The sequence below is a fragment of the Hymenobacter crusticola genome (assembly GCF_002154225.1).
Classification (GTDB): Bacteria; Bacteroidota; Bacteroidia; order Cytophagales; family Hymenobacteraceae; genus Hymenobacter; species Hymenobacter crusticola.
Genome location: NZ_MTSE01000009.1, coordinates 1 through 20,418, shown reverse-complemented (window position 1 = coordinate 20,418; position 20,418 = coordinate 1). Strand labels below are relative to the sequence as shown.

Here is a 20,418-nt window from a genome sequence, read left to right as displayed (position 1 = left end):
TGAGGCGAATACCTGCTGAAGGTATTCGTTTCAGTCTTCAAAACCACTTTTTCACATGAGTAAACCCTTGATACGTAACGCCACGGTCTTTCTCGTATTCGTGCAACTGGCGGTGCTGCCGGCAGCGTGGGCGCAGGTAGGTCCTGGCACCCAATGGACCAAAGATGGCTACGGCTACATGCGGGCGCAGGATGACGAAATCGTGCAACTCGACGCGCGTGACCCTAGCAAGAAGACTGTTCTGATAAGCAGGCAATTGCTGACTCCGCAGGGGCAAACAGCCCCGTTGAAGGTGCGCCGCTTTGCCTTCGCCGACGACGGCAAGAAGGTGCTGCTCAACACCAACACCAAAAAAGTGTGGCGCTACGACACGCGCGGCGACTATTGGGTATTTGACCTAGGTAGTCAGAAGCTCACGCAGCTCGGCAAAGGCCGGCCAGAGTCATCGTTGATGTTTGCCAAGTTCTCGCCTGATGGTAGCAAAGTGGCTTACGTAAGTGAGCACAACCTTTATGTGGAGACCCTAGCCGATAACCGCATCATCCCGCTTACTACCGACGGCACCAACCGCCTCATCAATGGCACCTTCGATTGGGTGTACGAAGAAGAGCTAGACTGCCGCGACGGTTTCCGCTGGGCGCCCGACGGACAAAAGCTAGCTTACTGGCAACTCGACGCCACCAAGACGCGCAACTACTTGATGCTGAACACCACGGATCAGCTCTATCCCTTTACTATTCCGGTGGAGTACCCCGTGGTGGGTGAAGACCCTAGCCGTTGCCGCGTGGGCGTGGTACCCGTAACGGGGGGCGCTACCAAGTGGATGGACGTGCCCGGCGACGCCGTGCAGCACTACATTCCGCGGATGGAGTGGGCCGGCAACGATGAATTGATTCTGCAACAACTCAACCGCCGCCAAAACGAAAGCAAGCTAATGCTGTGCACCGCTGGCACTGGTGCCGTGAAGCCAATTTTCAGCGAGACGGATAAAGCCTGGGTTGATGCCAAAGACGGCGCGGTGGGTTGGAACTGGATTGAGGGCGGCAAGCGCTTTGTGTGGTCGAGTGAGAAGGACGGCTGGCGTCACCTCTACGCCGTCGACCGCAAAGGCAAGGAGCAACTGCTGACCAAAGGCGACTACGACGCCATCAGCTTAGAATCAATTGATGAGAAAGGCGGCCAAATCTACTTTATGGCCTCCCCCACCAATGCTACGCAGACGTATCTGTACCGCGTGCCGCTGAAAGGTGGCAAGGCGGAGCGTGTGACCCCGCAGAACCTAGCTGGCTCGCACAGCTATGATATTTCGCCCAATGGAAAGTTGGCTTTGCACACGTACTCCAGTGCCAGCACCCCCTCGGTTTCCGATGTGGTGTCGTTGCCCGCGCACCAACGGCTTAGTGGCGACGCACCTGCGCAAACGCAAAACCGCAAGCTGGCGAAGGTAGAATTCTTCCAAGTGAAAACCGCTGACGGAGTGACACTGGACGGCTGGATGGTGAAGCCTACCAACTTCGACCCGAGTAAGAAGTACCCTATCGTGTTTTACGTGTACGGCGAGCCCGCTAGCCAAACCGTAACGGACCGCGCCGGCACCGGCTCCAACCGCCTCTACCTAGGCAACATGGCCGATGATGGCTACATCTACGCTTCGCTGGAAAACCGCGGCGCACCAGCTCCGCGCGGCCGCGAGTTCCGCAAGGCCATCTACCACAATATCGGCAAGCTGAACATCCGCGACCAGGCGATGGGCGCCAAGGAAGTGTTGAAAAACGCTTTCGTGGACACCAGCCGCGTGGCCGTGTGGGGCTGGAGTGGCGGCGGCTCTTCCACCCTGAACCTGATGTTCCAGTACCCACAGATCTACAAAACAGGAATCTCCGTTGCCGCCGTTGATAACCAGCTCAACTACGACAACATCTACCAGGAGCGTTACATGGGTTTGTTACCCGAAGACAAACATTTCTTTGTGGATAACTCCCCGCTGGCACACGCCAAAAATCTGCGCGGCAACCTACTGCTCGTGCACGGTACCGGCGACGATAATGTGCACTACAACAACGCCGAGCAAATGATCAACGAGTTAGTACGCCAGGGCAAAGTTTTCCAGCTGATGTCGTACCCTAACCGTACGCACAGCATCTCGGAAGGCGAAGGCACTAGCCGCCACCTAGCCGCTACCTACACAAAGTTTTTGAAGGAGAACTGCCCGCCCGGCGGCCGCTAACCTCTCTACAAACGAGCAACAAAAAGCCCCGAAAGATCTTTCGGGGCTTTTTGTTGTCTGTCGTTCCGAGGACAGTGAAGAAATTGAATTGGCTAGTCTCTTGCTTAGATTCTTCGCTGTCCTCGGACTCTACTAAGCTAGCTTTTACTTCTTATTCGTTGCGCGCACGGCTTTTACCTCGGCTGCCTTGATGGCGGGCGCTTTGTTGCCGAAGCTGTTGCGCACGAACGTCAGCACGTCGGCGATCTGCTGGTCGGTCAGGAAATCGTGGGAGGGCATTACGTTGTTATACGGTTCCCCATCGATATCTACGTCCTGCAAGCCGTTGAGCAGCACCTTTGTGAGGCGGGTTTTGTCACCGAGCACATAGCTCGTTTTAATGAGCGGCGGGTTCATGTTCTGTACCCCACCCCCATCAGCTTGGTGGCAGCTCAGGCAGTACTGGGTATAAATTTTTTTGCCCTGCGCAACTGAGGCCGATAAGTCGGCGGAAGCGGCGGGCGCTTTGGGTTTCGGGGCTGGTTTCTTCTGTGCCGCCAGCGGCAAACTCAGAAAACCCAGCAAGCACAGGAGGCTTAGCTTCTGCATACCTAGGTGGTTACTTCTTATTGTAGAAAATGCGGTAAATGGTACCCTTCGAGTCGTCGGTGACATATAGCGAGCCGTCGGGGGCTTGGGCTAGGCCACACGGGCGATGGTCGGCGCGGCCGGAGGCAACTTTCTCGGGCGTCCCGGCGAAGTTGTCGGCGAATACTTCCCACTTGCCATCGGGCTTGCCATTTTTGAAGGGCTGGAACACCACAAAATAGCCTGCTTGCGGTTCGGGGGCGCGGTTCCAGGAGCCGTGGAAGGCAATGAAGGCGCCGTTCTTATAGCGCTCCGGGAACATATTGCCAGTGTAGAAGAGCAAGCCATTGGGGGCCATATGGGCCGGGTAAGCCGCCGCTGGGTCAATAAACTTGCTATCAGCTTCCTTCTTGCCATCGCCGCCGTATTCGGGGGCTAGCATCTTTTTGTTCTGCGTGGGGTCGTAGTACAAGTAAGGCCAGCCGGCGTTGTCGCCCTTCTTAACAGCGTACATGCACTCAGCGGGCAGCTGGGCTGACTGCTGCGAGGTGTACATATCGGGGAAGATATCGTGCAGCTGGTCGCGGCCATGCTGCATCACGAAGAGTTGGTTGTCTTGCTGATTCCAATCGAGGCCTACTACGTTGCGCAAGCCGGTAGTGTAGCGTGTGCCGTTGCCGTAGGTTTGGTTAAGCTGATTGGCTTTGAACTGCCAGATGCCCCCCGCCGAGTCCAGCACCGGGCAGTTGGGCTGCCCGAGAGAGCCTTTCTGGCGGTCGCGCTGCTGGCAGGAGTTGGAATAGGCCCCGATGTTCACGTACACATTGCCCGCGTTATCTAGGGTAATGGATTTGCTTTCGTGCTGGCGCCGGTTGATGAGGCCAGTTATAATTTTCTCTGGCTGGCCAGGATTGGTTACTTCACCTTTATCATTCAGCTTGTAGCGGAATACTTCTTGGTCGGAGGAAGCATACAAATAGCCGTCTTTGTAATACATGCCGGTGCCGCCGTAATCACCGAAGCCGGTTTTAACCTCGGCTTTGCCACCACTGGTGGGTTGTAGCATCAGAATGCCCTGGCCGGCCTTATTTACGCGGTTGAGCTTAACGTAAATATTGCCCTGGGGCGTGATGGTGAGGTGGCGGGGCCTAGCTCCGGTTTCGGCTACTACGAGGGCACCGAAGCCAGTAGGCAACTTCAGCCCCGCATTGTTGGCGTCGGCGACCAGTGTGGGGGGAGTGGTGAGGGCATACAAAGACAAGCTTCCGACCAAGGCAGCCGGGAGCAGCAAGTAGCGCGTCAGGTTTCTTTTCATGGGTGTAGAATGGTTTGCAGGACGTTTTGAGTGGTGGTGAGCGGCAATGATTCTTCTGTGCAGACTACAGACACGTAGTGCTGCCCGAAGGTTGGAAAGACAGCAACTGTTTTCTGAGGCAGCGAAGCTACAATTCTTCTCCGCATTGACATACGTTCACTGGACGGGCACCTAGGGTATCCGGCCGGTATCAGTGAAATTGTGGTAGCCTCCCGGTGATGCCTCTGTACGTTGCGCATGGGTTGTCGGCTGAACTGCCGCAGGCGCTACCCTCTAGGCTAGCTTTTCAGCCTTGGCTACTCCTTCGCCAGATAAAGCCATCTAGCACGTAATGCGTAGCTTGGGGCAACACCAGCAGCAGTACTACCACACTCAGCCACAGGCGGCTCTCGACGGTTGGCAACTGTTGAAACCAGCTAAATATTGCCGCGGTGCATGCTCGCGCCAAACACTGGCGCACGGTTTTGTAACCAAGCAGTTAGCTTTATGGGCGCTACCTAGGTGCTCGTGGCGCTGCTTCCTGCTTCCAAGATAGTAGAGCTAGGTCTGCTTGCTAAGTGTGCTGTGCGCTGCCCGTGGGCGGACAAGTAGCAAACCAATAGCAAATCAAGGCACACTTCGTTTAACTTTACCGGAGGTTCTATAAATCTACCTAGGTAAGGAGCCGCGTATTTCTTTCTCCCCTGCGCCTTACAATTCGTTACCTTCGTTTCTACTTGCGCTCATCTGTTCTCTAAATCTACCCATGCCCAAAATTCTAATCATCGACGACGAACGGGCCATTCGTAATACTCTGAAGGAGATTCTGGAGTACGAAAGCTACGCCGTGGACCAAGCCGAGGACGGTCCCACGGGCCTGGATATGCTCGTCAAAAACAAGTACGATGTGGTGCTCTGCGACATCAAGATGCCGAAAATGGACGGCCTCGAAGTGTTGGAGCGCGCCCAAACCATATCGCCCGATTCCGCTTTCATTATGGTATCGGCGCACGGCAGCATCGAAACCGCCGTGGATGCCACTAAAAAAGGCGCCTTCGACTTTATTCAGAAGCCCCCGGATCTGAACCGCCTGCTCATCACGGTGCGCAATGCCCTCGACCGCACCAAGTTGGTGACCGAAACCAAGACGCTTAAGAAGAAGATTGCCAAAAGCTCGGAGATGGTCGGTAACTCGGCCGCGCTGAGCGTGGTGCGCAAGGCCATCGAAAAGGTAGCACCTACCGATGCCCGCGTGCTCATCACCGGCCCCAACGGCGCTGGCAAGGAAATGGTAGCCCGCCAGTTGCACGAGCAAAGCAACCGCGCCGGCGGCCCCATGGTAGAGGTTAACTGCGCTGCTATTCCGTCGGAGCTGATTGAAAGTGAGCTATTTGGCCACGAAAAAGGATCGTTTACGTCGGCCGTTAAGCAGCGCATCGGCAAGTTCGAGCAGGCTAGCGGCGGCACACTGTTCTTGGACGAAATTGGCGACATGAGCCTGTCGGCGCAGGCCAAGGTGCTGCGCGCTTTGCAGGAAAGCAAAATCACCCGCGTTGGCGGCGAAAAAGAAATTTCCGTCGACGTGCGCGTGGTAGCTGCTACGAACAAGAACCTGGTGCAAGAAATTGCCGACCGCAACTTCCGCGAAGACTTGTACCATCGCCTCTCCGTTATCCTGATCCAAGTGCCAGCCCTCAACGACCGCCGCGAGGACATTCCGGACTTGGTGCAGAAATTTCTGAACGACATCGCCCGCGACTATGGCAATAAGCCCAAGAAAGCGGATGCAGCAGCCCTGAAATACCTACAGAGCCTCAACTGGACGGGTAACATCCGGGAATTGCGCAACGTGGTTGAACGCCTCGTTATCATGAGCGACGACGTCATCACTGAATCCGACGCCAAAGCCTATTCGGGCAAGTAAATACCTCGTTTGAATAAGAAAGCCTAGATGTAAGTCTAGGCTTTCTTTGTTAAGCAACTAGTTGATTGCAGCCGCGCACATCCGAGTTATCCATGCGACCTAGCACCTCGAAAGAACCATCAGGATGTTGACGAGCTAGGTCTTTGGTTTCGATGAAGGCGCAGGAATCAATATTGGCTAGGTCAATAACGTTGATGGCGCCATCGGGGCGAGTGGTCGAAATAGAGAACGGATCGGATGGGTCGCGCAACAGAATACGCAGCGGCACTGGCTGGTGAAAACGGCCATCACCGAGGCTGTAGGCTTGGGAAAGCAACTCCGTCATGCCGTATTCGGAGTGAATACCGGCGGGGCCAAAAGCTAGCTTCAGCTCCGCGTGTAGTTCCTCGCGAATCATCTCGCGCCGCCGCCCTTTCATGCCGCCCGTTTCCAGCACCGTCAGCCCTTGCAGTTCGGGCGCGGGACCATACTCAGCAGCTAGATCGAGGAGCGCATAGGTTACACCAATAAGCATCACGCGACGACCTAGGTGCTTGGCTTCCCCTAAAGCTTGCACCAGCGCTGCGTGGTCATGAAGGAAAAAAGCCGGCTGCGTTTGGCCCGACTCTTTGGCGAAGTAGTCAACCATGGCCACCAACGACGACTGCCCCTGCTCCAGGTACGATGGCAGCAACGCCAAGAAGGTCCATTCGCGTAACGGGCTGTAAGTTTGTTCGAAGATACGGGCGGCGTTTTGGCGGTACAGCTGCGGGTCGCGCAGGCGGTGTTGGCTGCGCTGCTGCATGGTAGTGCCGCTACTCAGGAACACTTCCTGTGGCTCCCAACCAGCAGGCTCCGTGCGTACATCATGCGTCTTAAAAAACTCGATGGGCAGGAATGGAATATCGGTAAGTTGCTGTACCTGTTGCGGGTTGCGACCCAGCAGAGCTAGGTATTCTTGGTACGGCGGGCAATGCACTGCTTGGTGCCGAAAGAGCGCCAAAGCGGTTTGTTCGAAGTCAGTGGCAATCAGGTGAGGCAATTGCTGTAGGTAAGCGTCGCGGAAACTCATTACAACACAATTCAGTTAGCGTTTTGGTATAACAAATAGCACCGCTGTTCGTTGAGAAGCTGTATCTTCAAGCTGTTCAGCCAATGTCGTTGTCTGCTGATTTTTCTTCCCTACTATGACCAAGCTTTTTACTCCTTCCCGGATGCTGGGCTTAGCTATGCTGATGCTGTTCGTCAGTCTTGCTGTTTCGTCTTGCATCACTGCTCCTGATTATCCCGACACGCCGGAAATTAGTTTTAAAGGCATTACACAACAGTACTTTAAAACAGATGACGGGGAGTTTGATAGTGTTAAAGTGACTATTACCTTCCGGGACGGTGACGGTGACTTAGGTCTTAAAAACGAGGATACTAACCCACCTTATCAAGAGAAAAATTTGGATGGAACCCCCAACAGGTTTTACAACAACTATTTTCTACAGCCACAAATTCGACAGAGTGATGGCTCTTACCAGAACCTCAACGTAGGGTATGGCTATTACCAACGGTATCCTTACCTTAATACTAGTGGCCGTTCAGAGCCTTTAAAAGGAGATTTAACATTTAGTTACAAATTCTTCGCAGGCACTTTCCCAAAAGGTTCTAACATACGCTTCCAGGTAAGCATCGTTGACCGAGCCTTGCACGAAAGTAACACGGTTGTCACAGATCCTCTCCAATTCTAGTCAGCTATTGCCTAGCTACTATACCAACAGAAAGCCCACCCAGACCACATATCTGGGTGGGCTTTCTGTTGCTACTGTACTAGTAAATAGAGGGGAAGCGCTTAGGATCGGCTTCACTCATGAGTTCGTACACTACATCAAACACATCCTCCGCATTCGGCTTGCTAAAGTAGTCACCGTCGGTGCCGTAGGGTGGGCGATGAGGCTGCGCGGCTAGGCAGCGGGGCTGCGCGTCGAGGTATTGATACGCCTGCTGTTCGTCGAGCACTTGCTGCAACAGGTAGCCGGTAGCGCCGCCGGGCACGTCCTCATCTGTGAACACCACCCGGTTGGTTTTGCGGATGCTGTCCACAATCAGGTGCTCCACGTCAAAAGGCAGTAGCGTCTGTACGTCAATCACTTCCGCCGATATTCCTACTTTAGCAAGCTGTCGGGCGGCGTCGAGTACAATGCGGCACATGGAACCGTACGTCACGATTGTTATATCGGAGCCCTCTAACAGCACTTCCGGCACGCCGAGCGGCACGGTAAACTCGCCCACGTTCTGCGGGATGGTCTCCTTGAGCCGATAGCCGTTTAGGCATTCCACTACCACTGCTGGCTCATCGGAGCGGAGCAGGGTATTGTAGAACCCCGCGGCCTGCGTCATATTGCGCGGTACACATAGATGCATCCCCCGTATACTGTTCAGTATCATCCCCATAGGCGAGCCAGCGTGCCATACACCTTCAAGCCGGTGGCCGCGGGTGCGCACAATCAAGGGTGCCTTCTGCCCGCCTTTCGTACGGTACTGAAGCGTAGCTAGGTCGTCGGACAGAATCTGGATGGCATAGAGCATGTAATCCAGGTACTGAATTTCGGTGATGGGTCGCAGCCCGCGCAACGCGGCGCCGATGCCCTGCCCCACAATAGTGCTTTCGCGGATGCCCGTATCGGTAACGCGTAGCTCACCAAATTTGGCTTGCAAGCCGGCAAAAGCTTGGTTTACGTCCCCAATACGACCTACATCCTCCCCGATGGCGAAAATAGTCGGGTCGCGGCGGAAGTTGGCATCAAAGCAGGCTTGCAAGACCTCACGGGCGTCTACTTGCGGCGCGTTGGGCGCAAACTCTGCCTTCACTTCCGTGATGTTCAGGGCCGCTTGTTCGCTTTGGCTGTAGAGGTAGGAGTTGTAGCGGTCGGCATTATCCGCCGTGGCCTGTTCTAGCCACTGCTGCAGTTCGCGCCGCGCAAAGCTGCGCTGGCCGCGCACCTGGCGCAATGCCCGTCGGGCCGTGCGGATAATATCGGCGCGTAAAGCCGTGGGATGCTGCTTTAGGTGCTCGATGGACTTGTGCAAGTTGTTGGGCTTCTCGGCCTCTGCCGCTAGCCGCTCCAGCAGCTTGGCCAGTTCCTCACGCTCCTGCTGAATAGGGTTAAAGAAGGACTGCCACGCAGCACTCCGCGCTTTCTTCACGGCGTCCATGGCTTCATCTTCCAACTGGAAAAGCTCCTCGGGCGTGGCATAGCCTTCTTTTAGCAACCACTGCCGCATTTTGCGCAGGCAATCATGCTCTTGCTCCCAGGCGAGGCGGTCTTTGCTTTTGTAGCGCTCATGCGAGCCGGAAGTGGAGTGGCCCTGCGGCTGCGTTACTTCCGTGACGTGGATGAGCACAGGCACATGCTCGCGGCGGCACAGTTCAGCGGCGCGCTGGTAGGTTTCGACTAGTGCGGGGTAGTCCCACCCCTTCACTACAAAAATCTCGAAGCCCTGCTCACCTGGCCCATTGCGCTGGAAACCGGCCATTATTTCACTAATGCTCTGCTTAGTCGTTTGATACTCAGCAGGCACCGAGATGCCATAATGGTCATCCCACACCGACACGAGCATCGGAATCTGGAGCACGCCAGCGGCATTAATAGCCTCGAAGAACATGCCCTCCGACGTGCTAGCATTACCGATGGTACCGAAAGCCACCTCATTACCATTCACCGAAAAGTCGGTGAAGCCATGCAGCTCCGGGTTCTGGCGATACAGCTTGGAGGCATACGCTAGGCCAACTAAGCGTGGCATCTGCGCAGCCGTGGGTGAAATGTCGGCGCTGGAATTCTTGCTGGAAGTCTGGGGCTTGAAGTTGCCATCTTCGTCGAGCAAACGCGTGGCATAGTGCCCGTTCATGCAACGGCCGCCGGTGGCAGGGTCCGCTTCTACGTCGGGGTGCGCGTAGAGCTGGGCGAAATACTGCTGCAAGTTTAGCTCCCCAGCAGCGAGCATAAAGGTTTGGTCGCGGTAGTAGCCAGAACGGAAATCGCCTACCTGAAAAGCGCGCGCCATGGCCAGCTGAGGCAGCTCTTTGCCATCGCCGAAGATGCCGAACTTAGCTTTGCCCATAAACACCTCCTTGCGGCCAGCGAGCGAGGCCTGTCGGCTTTCCCAGCCAATGCGGTAATCACGCAGCAGTTCTTCTTTGCTCAGGGCAATAGCCGGAGCTAGGGCAGATTCGACAGTAGACATAAAAAACAAAACGGGTGGACAACAAGCAACTGACACGAATCAGGTGCACCTAGGCTGCAAACTCAGGACAAAAGTACAGATTTTGGGAAAGACGCTGGGCAAGCCACTCTTTTGGGCCGTTTCGGATAGCGGTGCAGCCCGGAACGTTTTTGTCTATCTTTGTGATACTGTGTCAGTAGCTATTGCTAGGCAGCCCTGGCAGCAAGATAAGTAAATGGCTGTGCGTGTGCGCTGCAACTTTTTTCGATTTCAGCTTTACAAACCTGTCTTCTTCTCCTATGAAAAACTTTGTCTCACTTTTGTTTGGCCTTGGTCTTTTGCTGACCCACCTAGGTGCTCAGGCACAAGGCGTTATGAGCTTCGAAAAAGATGGCCACGATTTTGGCAACGTCCCCGAAGGCACCATGGCCACCTACGAGTTCAAGTTTAAGAACACTGGCAACCAGCCCGTCGTCATCGCCAACGTGCAGGCGTCTTGCGGCTGCACTACCCCCGATTGGACCAAGACTCCGGTGCTGCCCGGCAAAACCGGTATAGTGAAAGCTATGTACAGCAGCGCTGGTCGACCAGGCGTGTTCAACAAAACCGTAACCGTAACCAGCAACGCAGCTACGCCGAGCACCGTGCTCAGCATCAAAGGCACTGTACTCGGCAAAGATGAGCTGAAGAGCAAGCTCACACCGGCCCAGCTAGCCCAGTCTCCTCACGCCAAACTCAGCACCACTGCCCACGACTTTGGTAAGGTAGAAGTGGGTCAGCAACCCGTCGTGCGCCTCACGGTGCAGAATACCGGCAAACAGGATTTGGTGATGGGCATGCTTTCCTCCACCTGTAACTGTGTAGGCTACAAGGCCGCTCCCCAACCGATCAAGCCCGGCCAGAGCGTACCCGTTGAGCTGATCTACGCGCCGCGTCAAGCTGGTCAGAGCATGGAGGTGGTGACGATGAGCTCCAATGACCTAACGGGCGACACGAAAGTGACGCTACGGGCCAACGTCGTGCGCGACCTAAACGCAGCGAGCATGGTAAAGGAAAGCGGCACCGCCGTTCCGTTCAAGTAAAATTTGGTGCACCGGCCAAGCTTCGCCCGTTAGTGGAACGACTCTAGCTAGGTTGTTGTATCAATCATTCCGCCGTGCGCACGCGCTACGTATCTTTGCGGCCGTTTTACCACCCGTAATTTCCCTTTATTCCTCCTCTCACCATGATTATCGGCGTTCCGAAAGAAATTAAGAATAACGAAAACCGCGTAGGCCTTACCCCCGCAGGCGTTGCGGAACTGCGCAAGCATCACCACACTGTGTACGTGCAAGCGTCAGCGGGCCTCGGCAGTGGTTTTCAAGACACGGAGTATGAGCAAGCTGGCGCCGTGATTCTGCCAACTATTGCCGATGTGTACGCTCAGGCCGAGATGATCGTGAAAGTGAAGGAGCCGATTCGGGAAGAATACGCTTTGATCAAGGAAGGACAGCTGCTGTTCACGTACTTCCACTTCGCTTCGAGCGAGGAGTTGACCCACGCCATGATCGAGCGTAAGGCGACGTGCCTCGCCTACGAAACCGTGGAGCGCGCCGACCGTTCACTGCCCCTGTTGATTCCGATGAGCGAGGTAGCTGGTCGCATGGCGCCGCAAGAAGGCGCTAAGTACCTGGAAAAACCGTTGAAAGGCCGTGGCATTCTGCTCGGCGGCGTGCCCGGCGTAAAGCCCGCGCACGTGTTGGTGCTGGGCGGTGGCATCGTCGGTACCCAAGCGGCGAAGATTGCGGCGGGCCTAGGTGCCCAGGTAACCATTATGGATATCAGCCTGAATCGCCTGCGCGAGCTTGACGACATCATGCCCAAGAACGTGGTGACGGTGTATTCCAACGAATACAACATCCGTGAAGCCATCAAAACGGCCGATCTGATTGTGGGCGCCGTGCTAATTCCGGGGGCAAAAGCGCCGCACCTCATCACGCGCGACATGCTCAAAACCATGAAAGCGGGCACCGTGCTCGTCGACGTGGCTGTGGACCAAGGTGGCTGCATCGAAACCTGCAAGCCCACCACCCATGAAGACCCGACGTTCATCATCGACGACATCGTACACTATTGCGTGGCCAACATGCCTGGTGCAGTGCCTTACACTAGCACCCTAGCCTTAACTAACGCCACGCTACCCTATGCCGTGAAGCTAGCGAACCAGGGTTGGCAGGAGGCTTGCCGCCAGAACGCTGATCTGCGCCTCGGCTTGAACGTGGTGAACGGCGAAGTGGTGTATAAAGGTGTAGCTGATGCCTGGAACCTACCTCTGGTAAGTGTAGAGTCAGTATTGGAGCCAGCCCACGCCTAAAGTTTTCTTACCTTTGTGAAAAGCCTTCCCAACGCTCCGTCGGGAAGGCTTTTATTCTTTTGTAGATACCGCTTCTTTTGCTTCCATGATTGGAATCCTTTTCACTGGCGCCCCCATTGCCAGTGCCACAACCCTAGCTCTCCTTCCTGCTTACCTTCAAAATTTCTTGCGCAAACAGAATGGCGTCGTCGCTTATTTCGGTGGCTTACACATTCGCGGCTGCGGGGGCGTGCCCGCCTGGCATTCCTTGGAAGAAGCTTGGCACGGCCCGACGGCCTTTTGGCGCACCTACGATACCGTAGAACGAAGCGATATTCCTTTTGCGCAGGATTGCGTGGGCAACCAGTTTTTGCTACGCGGCGATGCAGTGTATTTCCTCGATACTGAAACTGGCGAGCTAGCTGACCTAGAGGTTGATTTTAAGCACTTCTTGTTTGGGGTGGAGAAATTCCCGGTAGATGCGCTAGGCATGCAACCCTTGCGCACCTTCCAACAAGGTGGCGGCGTGCTCCCACCCGGTCAGTTGCTGAGCCTCTACCCACCGGCATGCATTGCTACCGATGGTAAAACGAAGCCGAGCATTAAGGCGGTACCTAGCTCGGAGCGCCTCGCTTGGCTAGCTAGCTTTTACCAGAAGATCAAAGGTCTACCCGACGGGCAGTCGATTCAGTTTAAGTCTGGCGAATAACGTGGCCACGCGCATGCCTTCTCTTGCTTTGCGCCTGTTGCTGCGGCGCTTTGCCCTGCTGCTCGGCCTATACTTGCTGCTGCGAATTGGGTTTTACGTAGCCAATCACGACGTTTTCCGTGAGGCGTCGAGCGGGCAGATCCTCTGGGCCTTCTGGCACGGCTTCCGCTTCGATCTTTCCGGCTTACTACTGCTCAATGTGCCATTTGTGGTGCTGTCGTTGGTGCCGGCGTTTGGTCGTGGCTGGCAACGAATGTTACGAGGCATCTACCTGGTGCTGAACTCCGTAGGCTTGGCGCTCAACATTGTTGATGCAGAATACTTTAAATTCATTGGGAGGCGCACATCCAACGAGCTGTCTACTATTGGCTCCGACGTATCACGCCAGGCGGTGCAGCTGCTGGGACACTATTGGTTTCTGCTGATTCCGTTTGTGGCGCTGCTGGTGCTACTCGGCTATCTGTACCCGATGCCTGCCCCACAACCGAGGTCGTCTTTGCCACCGGCCGGACGCCTGCGTTGGTTTAGCGTGCAAGCAGCAGAGGTAGCACTCGTCGCTCTAGCGGTGGTGCTTGGCATTCGGGGTGGCTTGCAGCTAAAGCCCCTGCGCACTGGTCACGCCTTTGTACAGCAGCCAGCTGTACTTGGCCATCTAGCCCTAAACAGCACCTTCACCTTTTTGAAAAGCCTAGGGTATCAGCCAGCCGAACACAAACACTACTTTGCCTCTGCTACTGATTTGCGCCGCGCGCTAGCGGCTAGGCCACTGCCCCAGCACCCTGCGACCGGCGCCCCCCTACGTGATAATGTAGTAGTTCTGCTGCTTGAAAGCTTCGCTTCTGAGTACACTGGTATCGAGAATGGCGGGCGGGGCTACACACCCTTTTTCGATTCGCTGGCGACCAAAGGTTTGTTCTTCCGCGAGCATTACGCTAATGGTCGTCGCTCCATCGAGGCGCTACCGGCGGTGCTGTCGGGTTTGCCCTCGCTCATGGAAGGGCCATTTATCACATCGAACTACCAAACCGATGAGCTGCATGGCCTAGGGGAGGTGCTAGGCCGTCAGGGTTACACCACGTCGATGTTTCATGGGGCACAAAATGGTACGATGGGCTTCAATACTTTCGCGGGCATTGCGGGCGTGCAACGGTACTACGGGCTGTCGGAGTATCCTGGCGGCGCCAGCAGCCCCGACTATGATGGGCACTGGGGCATCTTCGATGAGCCTTACCTACAATACTTTAGCCAGCAGCTAGGGCAGCAAAAAGAGCCTTTCTTCTCAACGCTGTTTACGCTCAGCTCCCACGAACCGTTTACGGTACCTGCTCGGTATCAAAACCATTTCCCGGCCGGCGACTTGCCCATCCACGCTACTATTGGCTACACGGACAACGCGTTGCGAAAGTTTTTTGCCACTGCTAGCCGCCAGCCGTGGTACAAGCACACGTTGTTTATTCTACTCGCCGACCACACGTCGCAGACGAGCCGGGCGGGTTACCAGAACGCGTTGGGCAACTACAAAACGCCATTGCTCCTCTTCCACCCGGGCCGCCAACTTCCGGCGGCTGATGAGCACCGCATCACCCAGCAAGCCGACGTACCTGCCACCGTTCTTGACTACCTAGGCCTAGGTACCACCCGCCAACTCTTACCTTTTGGATACTCCGTGTTTGACAAAGGCACCACTGGCCGGGCCCTGTACCTTAATGGGGGCTCCTACTTCCTGGTGCACCGCGACCTTGTGACGGAGCTTACAACGGATAATAAGATATTGCTCTATCCTTACCGGACGCACGTTATTCCCGCCGAATCCCTCCCCCACCCTGATGTGCGCAAAGTACAGCAGTACGGCGATGAGCTAAAAGCTTGTGTGCAGTTCTTTGTGAATGGGTTGGCTGACAATCAACTGTATAGGTAAGGTTATCGGATGGCGGTACCAGCAGTCGGTGAGCCTCCAGAAAGTAACTGAGCAGTAGCATAATCTGGAATTTCGGCCAGCTGTTCGTTGCGTCGCTGCACAAAGTCGACGCGCCAGCAGTAGTGGTGCAAACCGTTGGTAAGCAGCAGTAGTGGCGCCCCAATGGTCTGGTTATAGGTAGCGACTTGGTGCGCGACGGCAGCCGTGATTGGCACCGTGGTTGCCTTACATTCAACCAACAACAAGGGCTGACCGGCTGGGTTGAAAGCACACAAGTCGGTGCGCTTCTGGCGCTGGTTGTAGGCGTGGCCACGCTCCAGGGCTAGCAATCCGCGCGGATAGCCTAGGTGCTCCAGCAGGTAATGTACCACGTGCTGACGCACCCATTCTTCGGGTGTCAGGACTACGTTCTTGCGGCGTAAAACGTCCCAGATTAGCGAATTTGGGCCTGATTTTGTAACTTTGTATTCGAAAGGCGGCAGGTTTAGCGCTTGCATCACCTACAAAGGTACCGCTCGGAGCGTCTGTTTCCGCTTTTCATTGGGGTGCCGTCGTACAGTTTTGTGTGACGGCTTTTTGTTTTTAAAAGGGTCGATTGTTGAATAGCTAACGGATCGAATTATTACAGCATCAACCAATTATCTAGGTAATGCGAGCTAGCCTAGCTTTTAGCAAATGCCTAACCTTTGAGTAAGCAGCCACTTAGTATTCAACCATATAACATTTAACTGCATGAAAGACAAAGCCTCCATTGTGGAGAATTGGCTGCCACGCTACACGGGCGTTCCGCTCAAGGAGTTCGGACAATACATCCTCCTGACGAACTTTATCAACTACGTGCAAATGTTTGCGCAGCAGTTTGGTGTTGAAGTGCGCGGCCTGGATAAACCGATGCAAACGGCCACAGCGAACAACATTACCATCATCAACTTCGGCATGGGTTCCCCGATGGCTGCCACCGTCATGGACTTGCTCTCGGCCATCAACCCCAAGGCGGCGCTCTTCCTAGGCAAGTGCGGCGGCCTAAAGAACAAAACCAAGCTAGGTGACCTGATTCTGCCCATCGCCGCCATCCGGGGCGAAGGTACTTCTGACGACTATTTGCCCCCAGAAATTCCTGCACTGCCGTCTTTCCGCCTGCAACGCGCTGTTTCTTCCATGATTAAGAAGCACGAGAAGGATTACTGGACTGGCACGGTCTACACGACCAACCGTCGGGTATGGGAGCACGACGCGGCTTTCAAGGATTATTTGCGCCAGATTCGGGCCATGGCAGTCGACATGGAAACGGCTACTATCTTCGTGGTGGGCTTTATCAACGAAATCCCACATGGCGCCCTGCTGCTGGTATCCGACAACCCCATGACGCCCGAAGGCGTGAAAACAGCCGAGAGCGATACGAAAGTAACGTCGGGCTACGTGCAGGCGCACCTGCAGATCGGTATCGATTCCTTGATCGAATTGCAGAACTCCGGCGAATCGGTGAAGCACCTGCGGTTTGAGTAAGCGCGTGGAACCGCCACCTAGCTGCTTCGTCAGCAGGCGGGGGTTAGGTTCCACGTTTGCTTTTCCCGTATTTTCGCCGCTTTCACTTACGCTTCTGCTTTTATCAAAAAGTTCTTCGGAAATATCAGCTTCGTTGTACTGCTCAACCTGCTCGTAAAGCCGGGGTGGGTGGTGGTCGAAAACCTGGTGCAAGACCGGCTCGGGCACGCCGCTTTCGGCACGTTCACCGCCTTATCGGCCTGGACGCTCATCATTGCCTCCGTTTCGGATCTAGGTACCACGCAGCTTATGACCAAACGGGTAGCGGCCTCACCCGACTTTTTGCCAGAGTACTTCCCCACGCTCTTGCCTCTCAAAGGCTGGTTGATGGCCGTCTTCCTAGGTATAACGGTGGCCGTTGGTGCGGTGCTCGGTTACCGAGGCCACGTACTGCTGCTACTAGCGCTCATCGGCGCCGGTTTGTTGCTGACCCAATACACGCAGTTCTTGCGCGGAGCCTTGCAGGCACATCAGCGCTTCAACACCGACGCGGTACTCTCCATCCTGGAAAAGGCCCTATTGCTCTTGATGGTGCTAGGGTTGCTGCCCATCGGGCTCACGCTCGACCGCTACGTGGGGGCACGCTCAGCGGCCGTGCTCTTCACGTTTGTGGTACTGTATGGGCTGGTATCGCGCCTGTATGGTCGGGTGCGCTACCGCCTGCGCTGGGACCATGCCCGCACCCTTCTGCGCGACAGCATGCCATTCGCGCTCATCGCTTTGCTCTACGGCCTCAATGAGCGTGTGGACATGGGGATGCTGGAGCGGCTTGTGTCGGCGAAGGAGGCTAGCTACTACGCTGGCGCTTACCGCTGGGTCGATGCTGTGATGATGTACTTGTGGACGGTGCTGCCGCTATTCTTTGCCAAATTTGCCCTCGCCACACACCGCCGCGAGGAGCAACAAGAGCTGCTCTGGTTCGGGCAACGCGTCGTTACGGTACCCTTGCTATTTGTGTGCGCTTTCGTGCTGTTCCGGGGCGAGGTGCTCTTCTGGCAGTTCACCCACAGCTCGCCCGAGGAGCTAGGTCGCATGACGCTGTGCTTGAAGATCTTGTTTGTGAATGTGCTGGTGCATGCCTTCTTCGCCATCTACAGCACGTTGCTTACTAGTACCAGCCAAGAACGTCCGGTAAGTTGGCTTGTGGCCGGCAGCATTGCCCTGAACGTTGGGCTGAACTTTGTGCTGCTGCCCCGCTACGGTGCCGTGGCGGCCGCGGTCAATACGCTTCTATGTGCAGTGTTTGTGTCGGTGGGATATTTGTGGCTGGTGCGCAAACAAGCTGGCGTAGCCATCCCGTGGCGCGTTCTGGCGCAGTTGCTTCTGGCATTTGGCCTGCTCTGCGGCACCTTCCTAGGTTTGCGCTTGCTCATTGATCAGTGGCTCATCGAGTCGGTGCTGGCTGGCATCGGGTTCGTTGGTATCTTGTTCCTGACGAATATCGTACGTGTAGCAGAGCTGAGGAAGCTGCTCAAGCGCGGCTAGGCTAGCTGCTTGCCTAGGTACGTCGCCCTTATTCTCTGAAATCACCCTATTACGTAGCTACTTAGCATACACTTTTGATCATCGCCGTCAACGTCCGCTTCTTGCTGCCCGGCAACCAACTCGAGGGCATCGGGCGTTTTACTTACGAAACGCTTATTCGGATGGTGCGGCAGCATCCCGAGCACACCTTCCATTTTCTGTTTGACCGGCCGTTTGATCCTAAGTATGTCTTTGCCCAAAACGTAGTGCCGCACGTGCTGTTTCCCCCAGCCCGGCACCCCTTCCTGTTTGTGGCTTGGTTTGAGGGGGCGGTGGCGCAGACATTACGGCGGTTGCGGCCAGATGTGTTTTTAAGCCTCGACGGGTTCACCACACTGCGCACCAACGTACCCCGCGTGACGGTGATGCACGACCTAGCTTTCGAGCATTTTCCACAAGATGTGGGCTTTCTGCAGCGCCAGTACTATTACTTTTTTGCCCCACGCTTTGCTTTCGCATCGGCTTGCGTGGTAGCCGTTTCGGAAGCCACAAAGCAAGATTTGATCGACACGTACCAGCTTCCCGCCGAGCGCATCCAGGTTATTTATAACGCCGCCGATGCACGGTTTCGGCCGCAGCCAGAGGCTATGCAGGCTCCCATTCGCGCCAAGTTCAGCAGCGACCAGCCCTATTTTCTTTTTGTGGGTGCCCTGCAGCCGCGCAAAAACTTGGTGAACCTGCTCCGGGCTTTCGACCGGTTCAAGACCGAAACCGGCGCCGAAACCCAACTGCTCGTGGTAGGCCGCAAAGCGTGGAAAGCGGGCCCCATTTTCGATGTGTACGACCAGATGCAATACCAAGATGATGTGCACCTCACCGGCCGCGTAAATGACGCAGAATTGGTTGGCCTTTATGCGGCGGCTCTCGCTACGGTGTATGTTCCTTATTTTGAAGGTTTTGGCATTCCAGTTATTGAAGCCCAGGCTTGCGGCAGCCCCGTTATTACCTCAAATTGTAGCTCTTTACCGGAAGTAGCCGGCGATGCCGCCTTACTCGTTGACCCGTTTTCCGTTGAGTCTATTGCTGCCGCACTAACGCAGTTGTACCACGACGCAACTTTACGGGAAGAGCTGATAACCAGAGGCTTTCGCAATACACAACGCTTTTCATGGGAACAAAGCGCTGTAGAGCTTTGGCAAACACTGAAGGAAGCTAGCCTATCTTCTTTCTAAATGTTTGCGACATAGTTTTGCCTCTCACGAGGTGCTAAGTGCGTCTTCTCACCTAGGCTGTCACTTATGGTCTACTTGCTAGCTTCTAGCTGGCAGATTTCGCTGTGTGCGTACAGCTGGCTCTTTTATAGAACTATATCATCCTACGTGCGTAAATTGTACTATCCTAAATCGCACAAGCTTCGTTTTTACATCAACACCTTTTTTTCAGGCTAGAAACAAATTAATGAGGTTTTAATTCTTTAATCTCATTATAATTTTAAAAGGTTTACTTGCATCTCACCCGTCTATGCAACACAGCCTTGTAGCTCGCCTTCGCTGCTCTTTTTCCTTACCAACCACCCCCTTTCTTGACACCACCCAGTATCAGGAAATTATCCACCCACTCTCATGAAAACTGTATGCACTTTCTTGCTTGTATTATTCGGTAGTAGCGTAGCGTTTGCCCAGCCAGCGCCGTATCCAGGCTATTTCCAACTACCTATTAACCAAGAAACCAAAAAGGTAGAGTACACCGCCATCGTCCCCGTGGCTGGGGCTGATAGCGAAGAACTTTTCGCGCGCGCAACAGGCTGGCTCACACAGCTCGGCTCCGCCCACACCGTAACCCACCGCGTGAGCAACCCTGAAACAGGTACGCTTGTTACGCACGTTCGAGCTGGCAATAAGTTCGATGCCAAGGCTTTCCGTTTGGCTATTCAGGTAAAGGACGGTCAATACCATTACGTTGTTGACCAGATTACGCATGCTCAGTCGGATTACGCCCGGGCCGGTAAGTACAGCGTTGGTACCGTAACTACCAATATTGAAGCATACGGCTTACGCCGGCAGCGCAAGAACCTCATCAAGACAATCGACCAAATCGATAACTTGATTCTAACGACGATAAGTGACCTAAACAGCACAATGGCTGGCTCAGCTCAACCAAATACCCTGATTTAGCCTAGCTTTTGAAAAGCTAGGTACTCCTATTGCGTTGAGACTGAAGCACAAAAAAAGCCGTCCCACCCGGAACGGC

At 55.0% G+C, this 20,418-nt stretch carries 16 protein-coding genes; 11 read left to right on the top strand and 5 right to left on the bottom strand.

Going from position 1 to position 20,418, the window contains the following annotated elements; translation table 11 throughout:
- Window positions 1-55 precede the first annotated feature (55 nt).
- Window positions 56-2,227 carry a S9 family peptidase gene (locus BXP70_RS16855; protein WP_086595284.1) on the top strand — a complete coding sequence of 724 codons (2,172 nt, stop codon included), beginning with the start codon at window positions 56-58 and terminating at the stop codon, window positions 2,225-2,227.
- A 144-nt stretch (window positions 2,228-2,371) separates the two neighbouring features.
- Here BXP70_RS16855 and BXP70_RS16850 read toward each other — a convergent pair whose 3' ends face one another.
- The gene (locus BXP70_RS16850) at window positions 2,372-2,815 is read right to left on the bottom strand and encodes a c-type cytochrome (protein WP_086595283.1); all 444 of its coding nucleotides are present in this window, start codon (window positions 2,813-2,815) and stop codon (window positions 2,372-2,374) included.
- Window positions 2,816-2,825: 10 nt separating this feature from the next.
- Entirely contained in the window at window positions 2,826-4,109 is a 1,284-nt protein-coding gene (locus tag BXP70_RS16845; protein WP_086595282.1) for a PQQ-dependent sugar dehydrogenase, read from the bottom strand.
- Window positions 4,110-4,854: 745 nt separating this feature from the next.
- Between BXP70_RS16845 and BXP70_RS16840 the strand changes: the two genes are divergently transcribed.
- Window positions 4,855-6,012, top strand: coding sequence for a sigma-54-dependent transcriptional regulator (locus BXP70_RS16840; RefSeq protein ID WP_086595281.1), 1,158 nt, complete (start codon window positions 4,855-4,857; stop codon window positions 6,010-6,012).
- A 49-nt stretch (window positions 6,013-6,061) separates the two neighbouring features.
- On the opposite strand, the gene BXP70_RS16835 is transcribed toward BXP70_RS16840, so the two are convergent.
- The gene (locus BXP70_RS16835) at window positions 6,062-7,063 is read right to left on the bottom strand and encodes a long-chain-fatty-acid--protein ligase (protein WP_086595280.1); all 1,002 of its coding nucleotides are present in this window, start codon (window positions 7,061-7,063) and stop codon (window positions 6,062-6,064) included.
- Window positions 7,064-7,178: 115 nt separating this feature from the next.
- On the opposite strand from BXP70_RS16835, the gene BXP70_RS16830 reads away from it, so the two are divergent.
- Entirely contained in the window at window positions 7,179-7,727 is a 549-nt protein-coding gene (locus BXP70_RS16830) for a hypothetical protein (RefSeq protein ID WP_143436544.1), read from the top strand.
- 79 nt (window positions 7,728-7,806) lie between these two features.
- On the opposite strand, the gene BXP70_RS16825 is transcribed toward BXP70_RS16830, so the two are convergent.
- Entirely contained in the window at window positions 7,807-10,221 is a 2,415-nt protein-coding gene (locus BXP70_RS16825; RefSeq protein WP_086595278.1) for an alpha-ketoacid dehydrogenase subunit alpha/beta, read from the bottom strand.
- A gap of 278 nt (window positions 10,222-10,499) precedes the next feature.
- Between BXP70_RS16825 and BXP70_RS16820 the strand changes: the two genes are divergently transcribed.
- The 4 genes from BXP70_RS16820 (at window position 10,500) to BXP70_RS16805 (ending at window position 15,159) form a co-directional block, all read left to right on the top strand.
- Window positions 10,500-11,282, top strand: coding sequence for a DUF1573 domain-containing protein (locus BXP70_RS16820; protein ID WP_086595277.1), 783 nt, complete (start codon window positions 10,500-10,502; stop codon window positions 11,280-11,282).
- A gap of 143 nt (window positions 11,283-11,425) precedes the next feature.
- Window positions 11,426-12,553 (top strand): alanine dehydrogenase, encoded by a 1,128-nt coding sequence (ald, locus tag BXP70_RS16815; RefSeq protein ID WP_086595276.1) that lies wholly within the window; start codon window positions 11,426-11,428, stop codon window positions 12,551-12,553.
- A gap of 85 nt (window positions 12,554-12,638) precedes the next feature.
- The gene (locus tag BXP70_RS16810; RefSeq protein ID WP_086595275.1) at window positions 12,639-13,241 is read left to right on the top strand and encodes an SMI1/KNR4 family protein; all 603 of its coding nucleotides are present in this window, start codon (window positions 12,639-12,641) and stop codon (window positions 13,239-13,241) included.
- Between the two features lie 13 nt (window positions 13,242-13,254).
- Entirely contained in the window at window positions 13,255-15,159 is a 1,905-nt protein-coding gene (locus BXP70_RS16805; RefSeq protein WP_143436543.1) for an LTA synthase family protein, read from the top strand.
- Window positions 15,160-15,161: 2 nt separating this feature from the next.
- Here BXP70_RS16805 and BXP70_RS16800 read toward each other — a convergent pair whose 3' ends face one another.
- Window positions 15,162-15,656, bottom strand: a complete 495-nt coding sequence (locus tag BXP70_RS16800; protein ID WP_086595273.1) for a type I restriction enzyme HsdR N-terminal domain-containing protein — start codon at window positions 15,654-15,656, stop codon at window positions 15,162-15,164.
- Window positions 15,657-15,891: 235 nt separating this feature from the next.
- On the opposite strand from BXP70_RS16800, the gene BXP70_RS16795 reads away from it, so the two are divergent.
- The 4 genes from BXP70_RS16795 (at window position 15,892) to BXP70_RS16780 (ending at window position 20,342) form a co-directional block, all read left to right on the top strand.
- Window positions 15,892-16,665, top strand: coding sequence for an AMP nucleosidase (locus BXP70_RS16795; RefSeq protein ID WP_086595272.1), 774 nt, complete (start codon window positions 15,892-15,894; stop codon window positions 16,663-16,665).
- Between the two features lie 21 nt (window positions 16,666-16,686).
- Entirely contained in the window at window positions 16,687-18,189 is a 1,503-nt protein-coding gene (locus BXP70_RS16790; protein ID WP_317044474.1) for an oligosaccharide flippase family protein, read from the top strand.
- 74 nt (window positions 18,190-18,263) lie between these two features.
- Entirely contained in the window at window positions 18,264-19,400 is a 1,137-nt protein-coding gene (locus tag BXP70_RS16785; RefSeq protein ID WP_086595270.1) for a glycosyltransferase family 4 protein, read from the top strand.
- 390 nt (window positions 19,401-19,790) lie between these two features.
- Window positions 19,791-20,342 carry a hypothetical protein gene (locus tag BXP70_RS16780; RefSeq protein WP_086595269.1) on the top strand — a complete coding sequence of 184 codons (552 nt, stop codon included), beginning with the start codon at window positions 19,791-19,793 and terminating at the stop codon, window positions 20,340-20,342.
- Window positions 20,343-20,418 lie beyond the last annotated feature (76 nt).

Coding starts and splice junctions, on each gene's coding strand:
- BXP70_RS16845 (WP_086595282.1), bottom strand. CDS start 4,109: ATGAAAAGAAACCTGACGCGCTACTTGCTGCTCCCGGCTGCCTTGGTC.
- BXP70_RS16810 (WP_086595275.1), top strand. CDS start 12,639: ATGATTGGAATCCTTTTCACTGGCGCCCCCATTGCCAGTGCCACAACC.
- BXP70_RS16820 (WP_086595277.1), top strand. CDS start 10,500: ATGAAAAACTTTGTCTCACTTTTGTTTGGCCTTGGTCTTTTGCTGACC.
- BXP70_RS16840 (WP_086595281.1), top strand. CDS start 4,855: ATGCCCAAAATTCTAATCATCGACGACGAACGGGCCATTCGTAATACT.
- BXP70_RS16795 (WP_086595272.1), top strand. CDS start 15,892: ATGAAAGACAAAGCCTCCATTGTGGAGAATTGGCTGCCACGCTACACG.
- BXP70_RS16825 (WP_086595278.1), bottom strand. CDS start 10,221: ATGTCTACTGTCGAATCTGCCCTAGCTCCGGCTATTGCCCTGAGCAAA.
- BXP70_RS16805 (WP_143436543.1), top strand. CDS start 13,255: ATGCCTTCTCTTGCTTTGCGCCTGTTGCTGCGGCGCTTTGCCCTGCTG.
- ald (WP_086595276.1), top strand. CDS start 11,426: ATGATTATCGGCGTTCCGAAAGAAATTAAGAATAACGAAAACCGCGTA.
- BXP70_RS16800 (WP_086595273.1), bottom strand. CDS start 15,656: ATGCAAGCGCTAAACCTGCCGCCTTTCGAATACAAAGTTACAAAATCA.
- BXP70_RS16850 (WP_086595283.1), bottom strand. CDS start 2,815: ATGCAGAAGCTAAGCCTCCTGTGCTTGCTGGGTTTTCTGAGTTTGCCG.
- BXP70_RS16780 (WP_086595269.1), top strand. CDS start 19,791: ATGAAAACTGTATGCACTTTCTTGCTTGTATTATTCGGTAGTAGCGTA.
- BXP70_RS16855 (WP_086595284.1), top strand. CDS start 56: ATGAGTAAACCCTTGATACGTAACGCCACGGTCTTTCTCGTATTCGTG.
- BXP70_RS16830 (WP_143436544.1), top strand. CDS start 7,179: ATGACCAAGCTTTTTACTCCTTCCCGGATGCTGGGCTTAGCTATGCTG.
- BXP70_RS16835 (WP_086595280.1), bottom strand. CDS start 7,063: ATGAGTTTCCGCGACGCTTACCTACAGCAATTGCCTCACCTGATTGCC.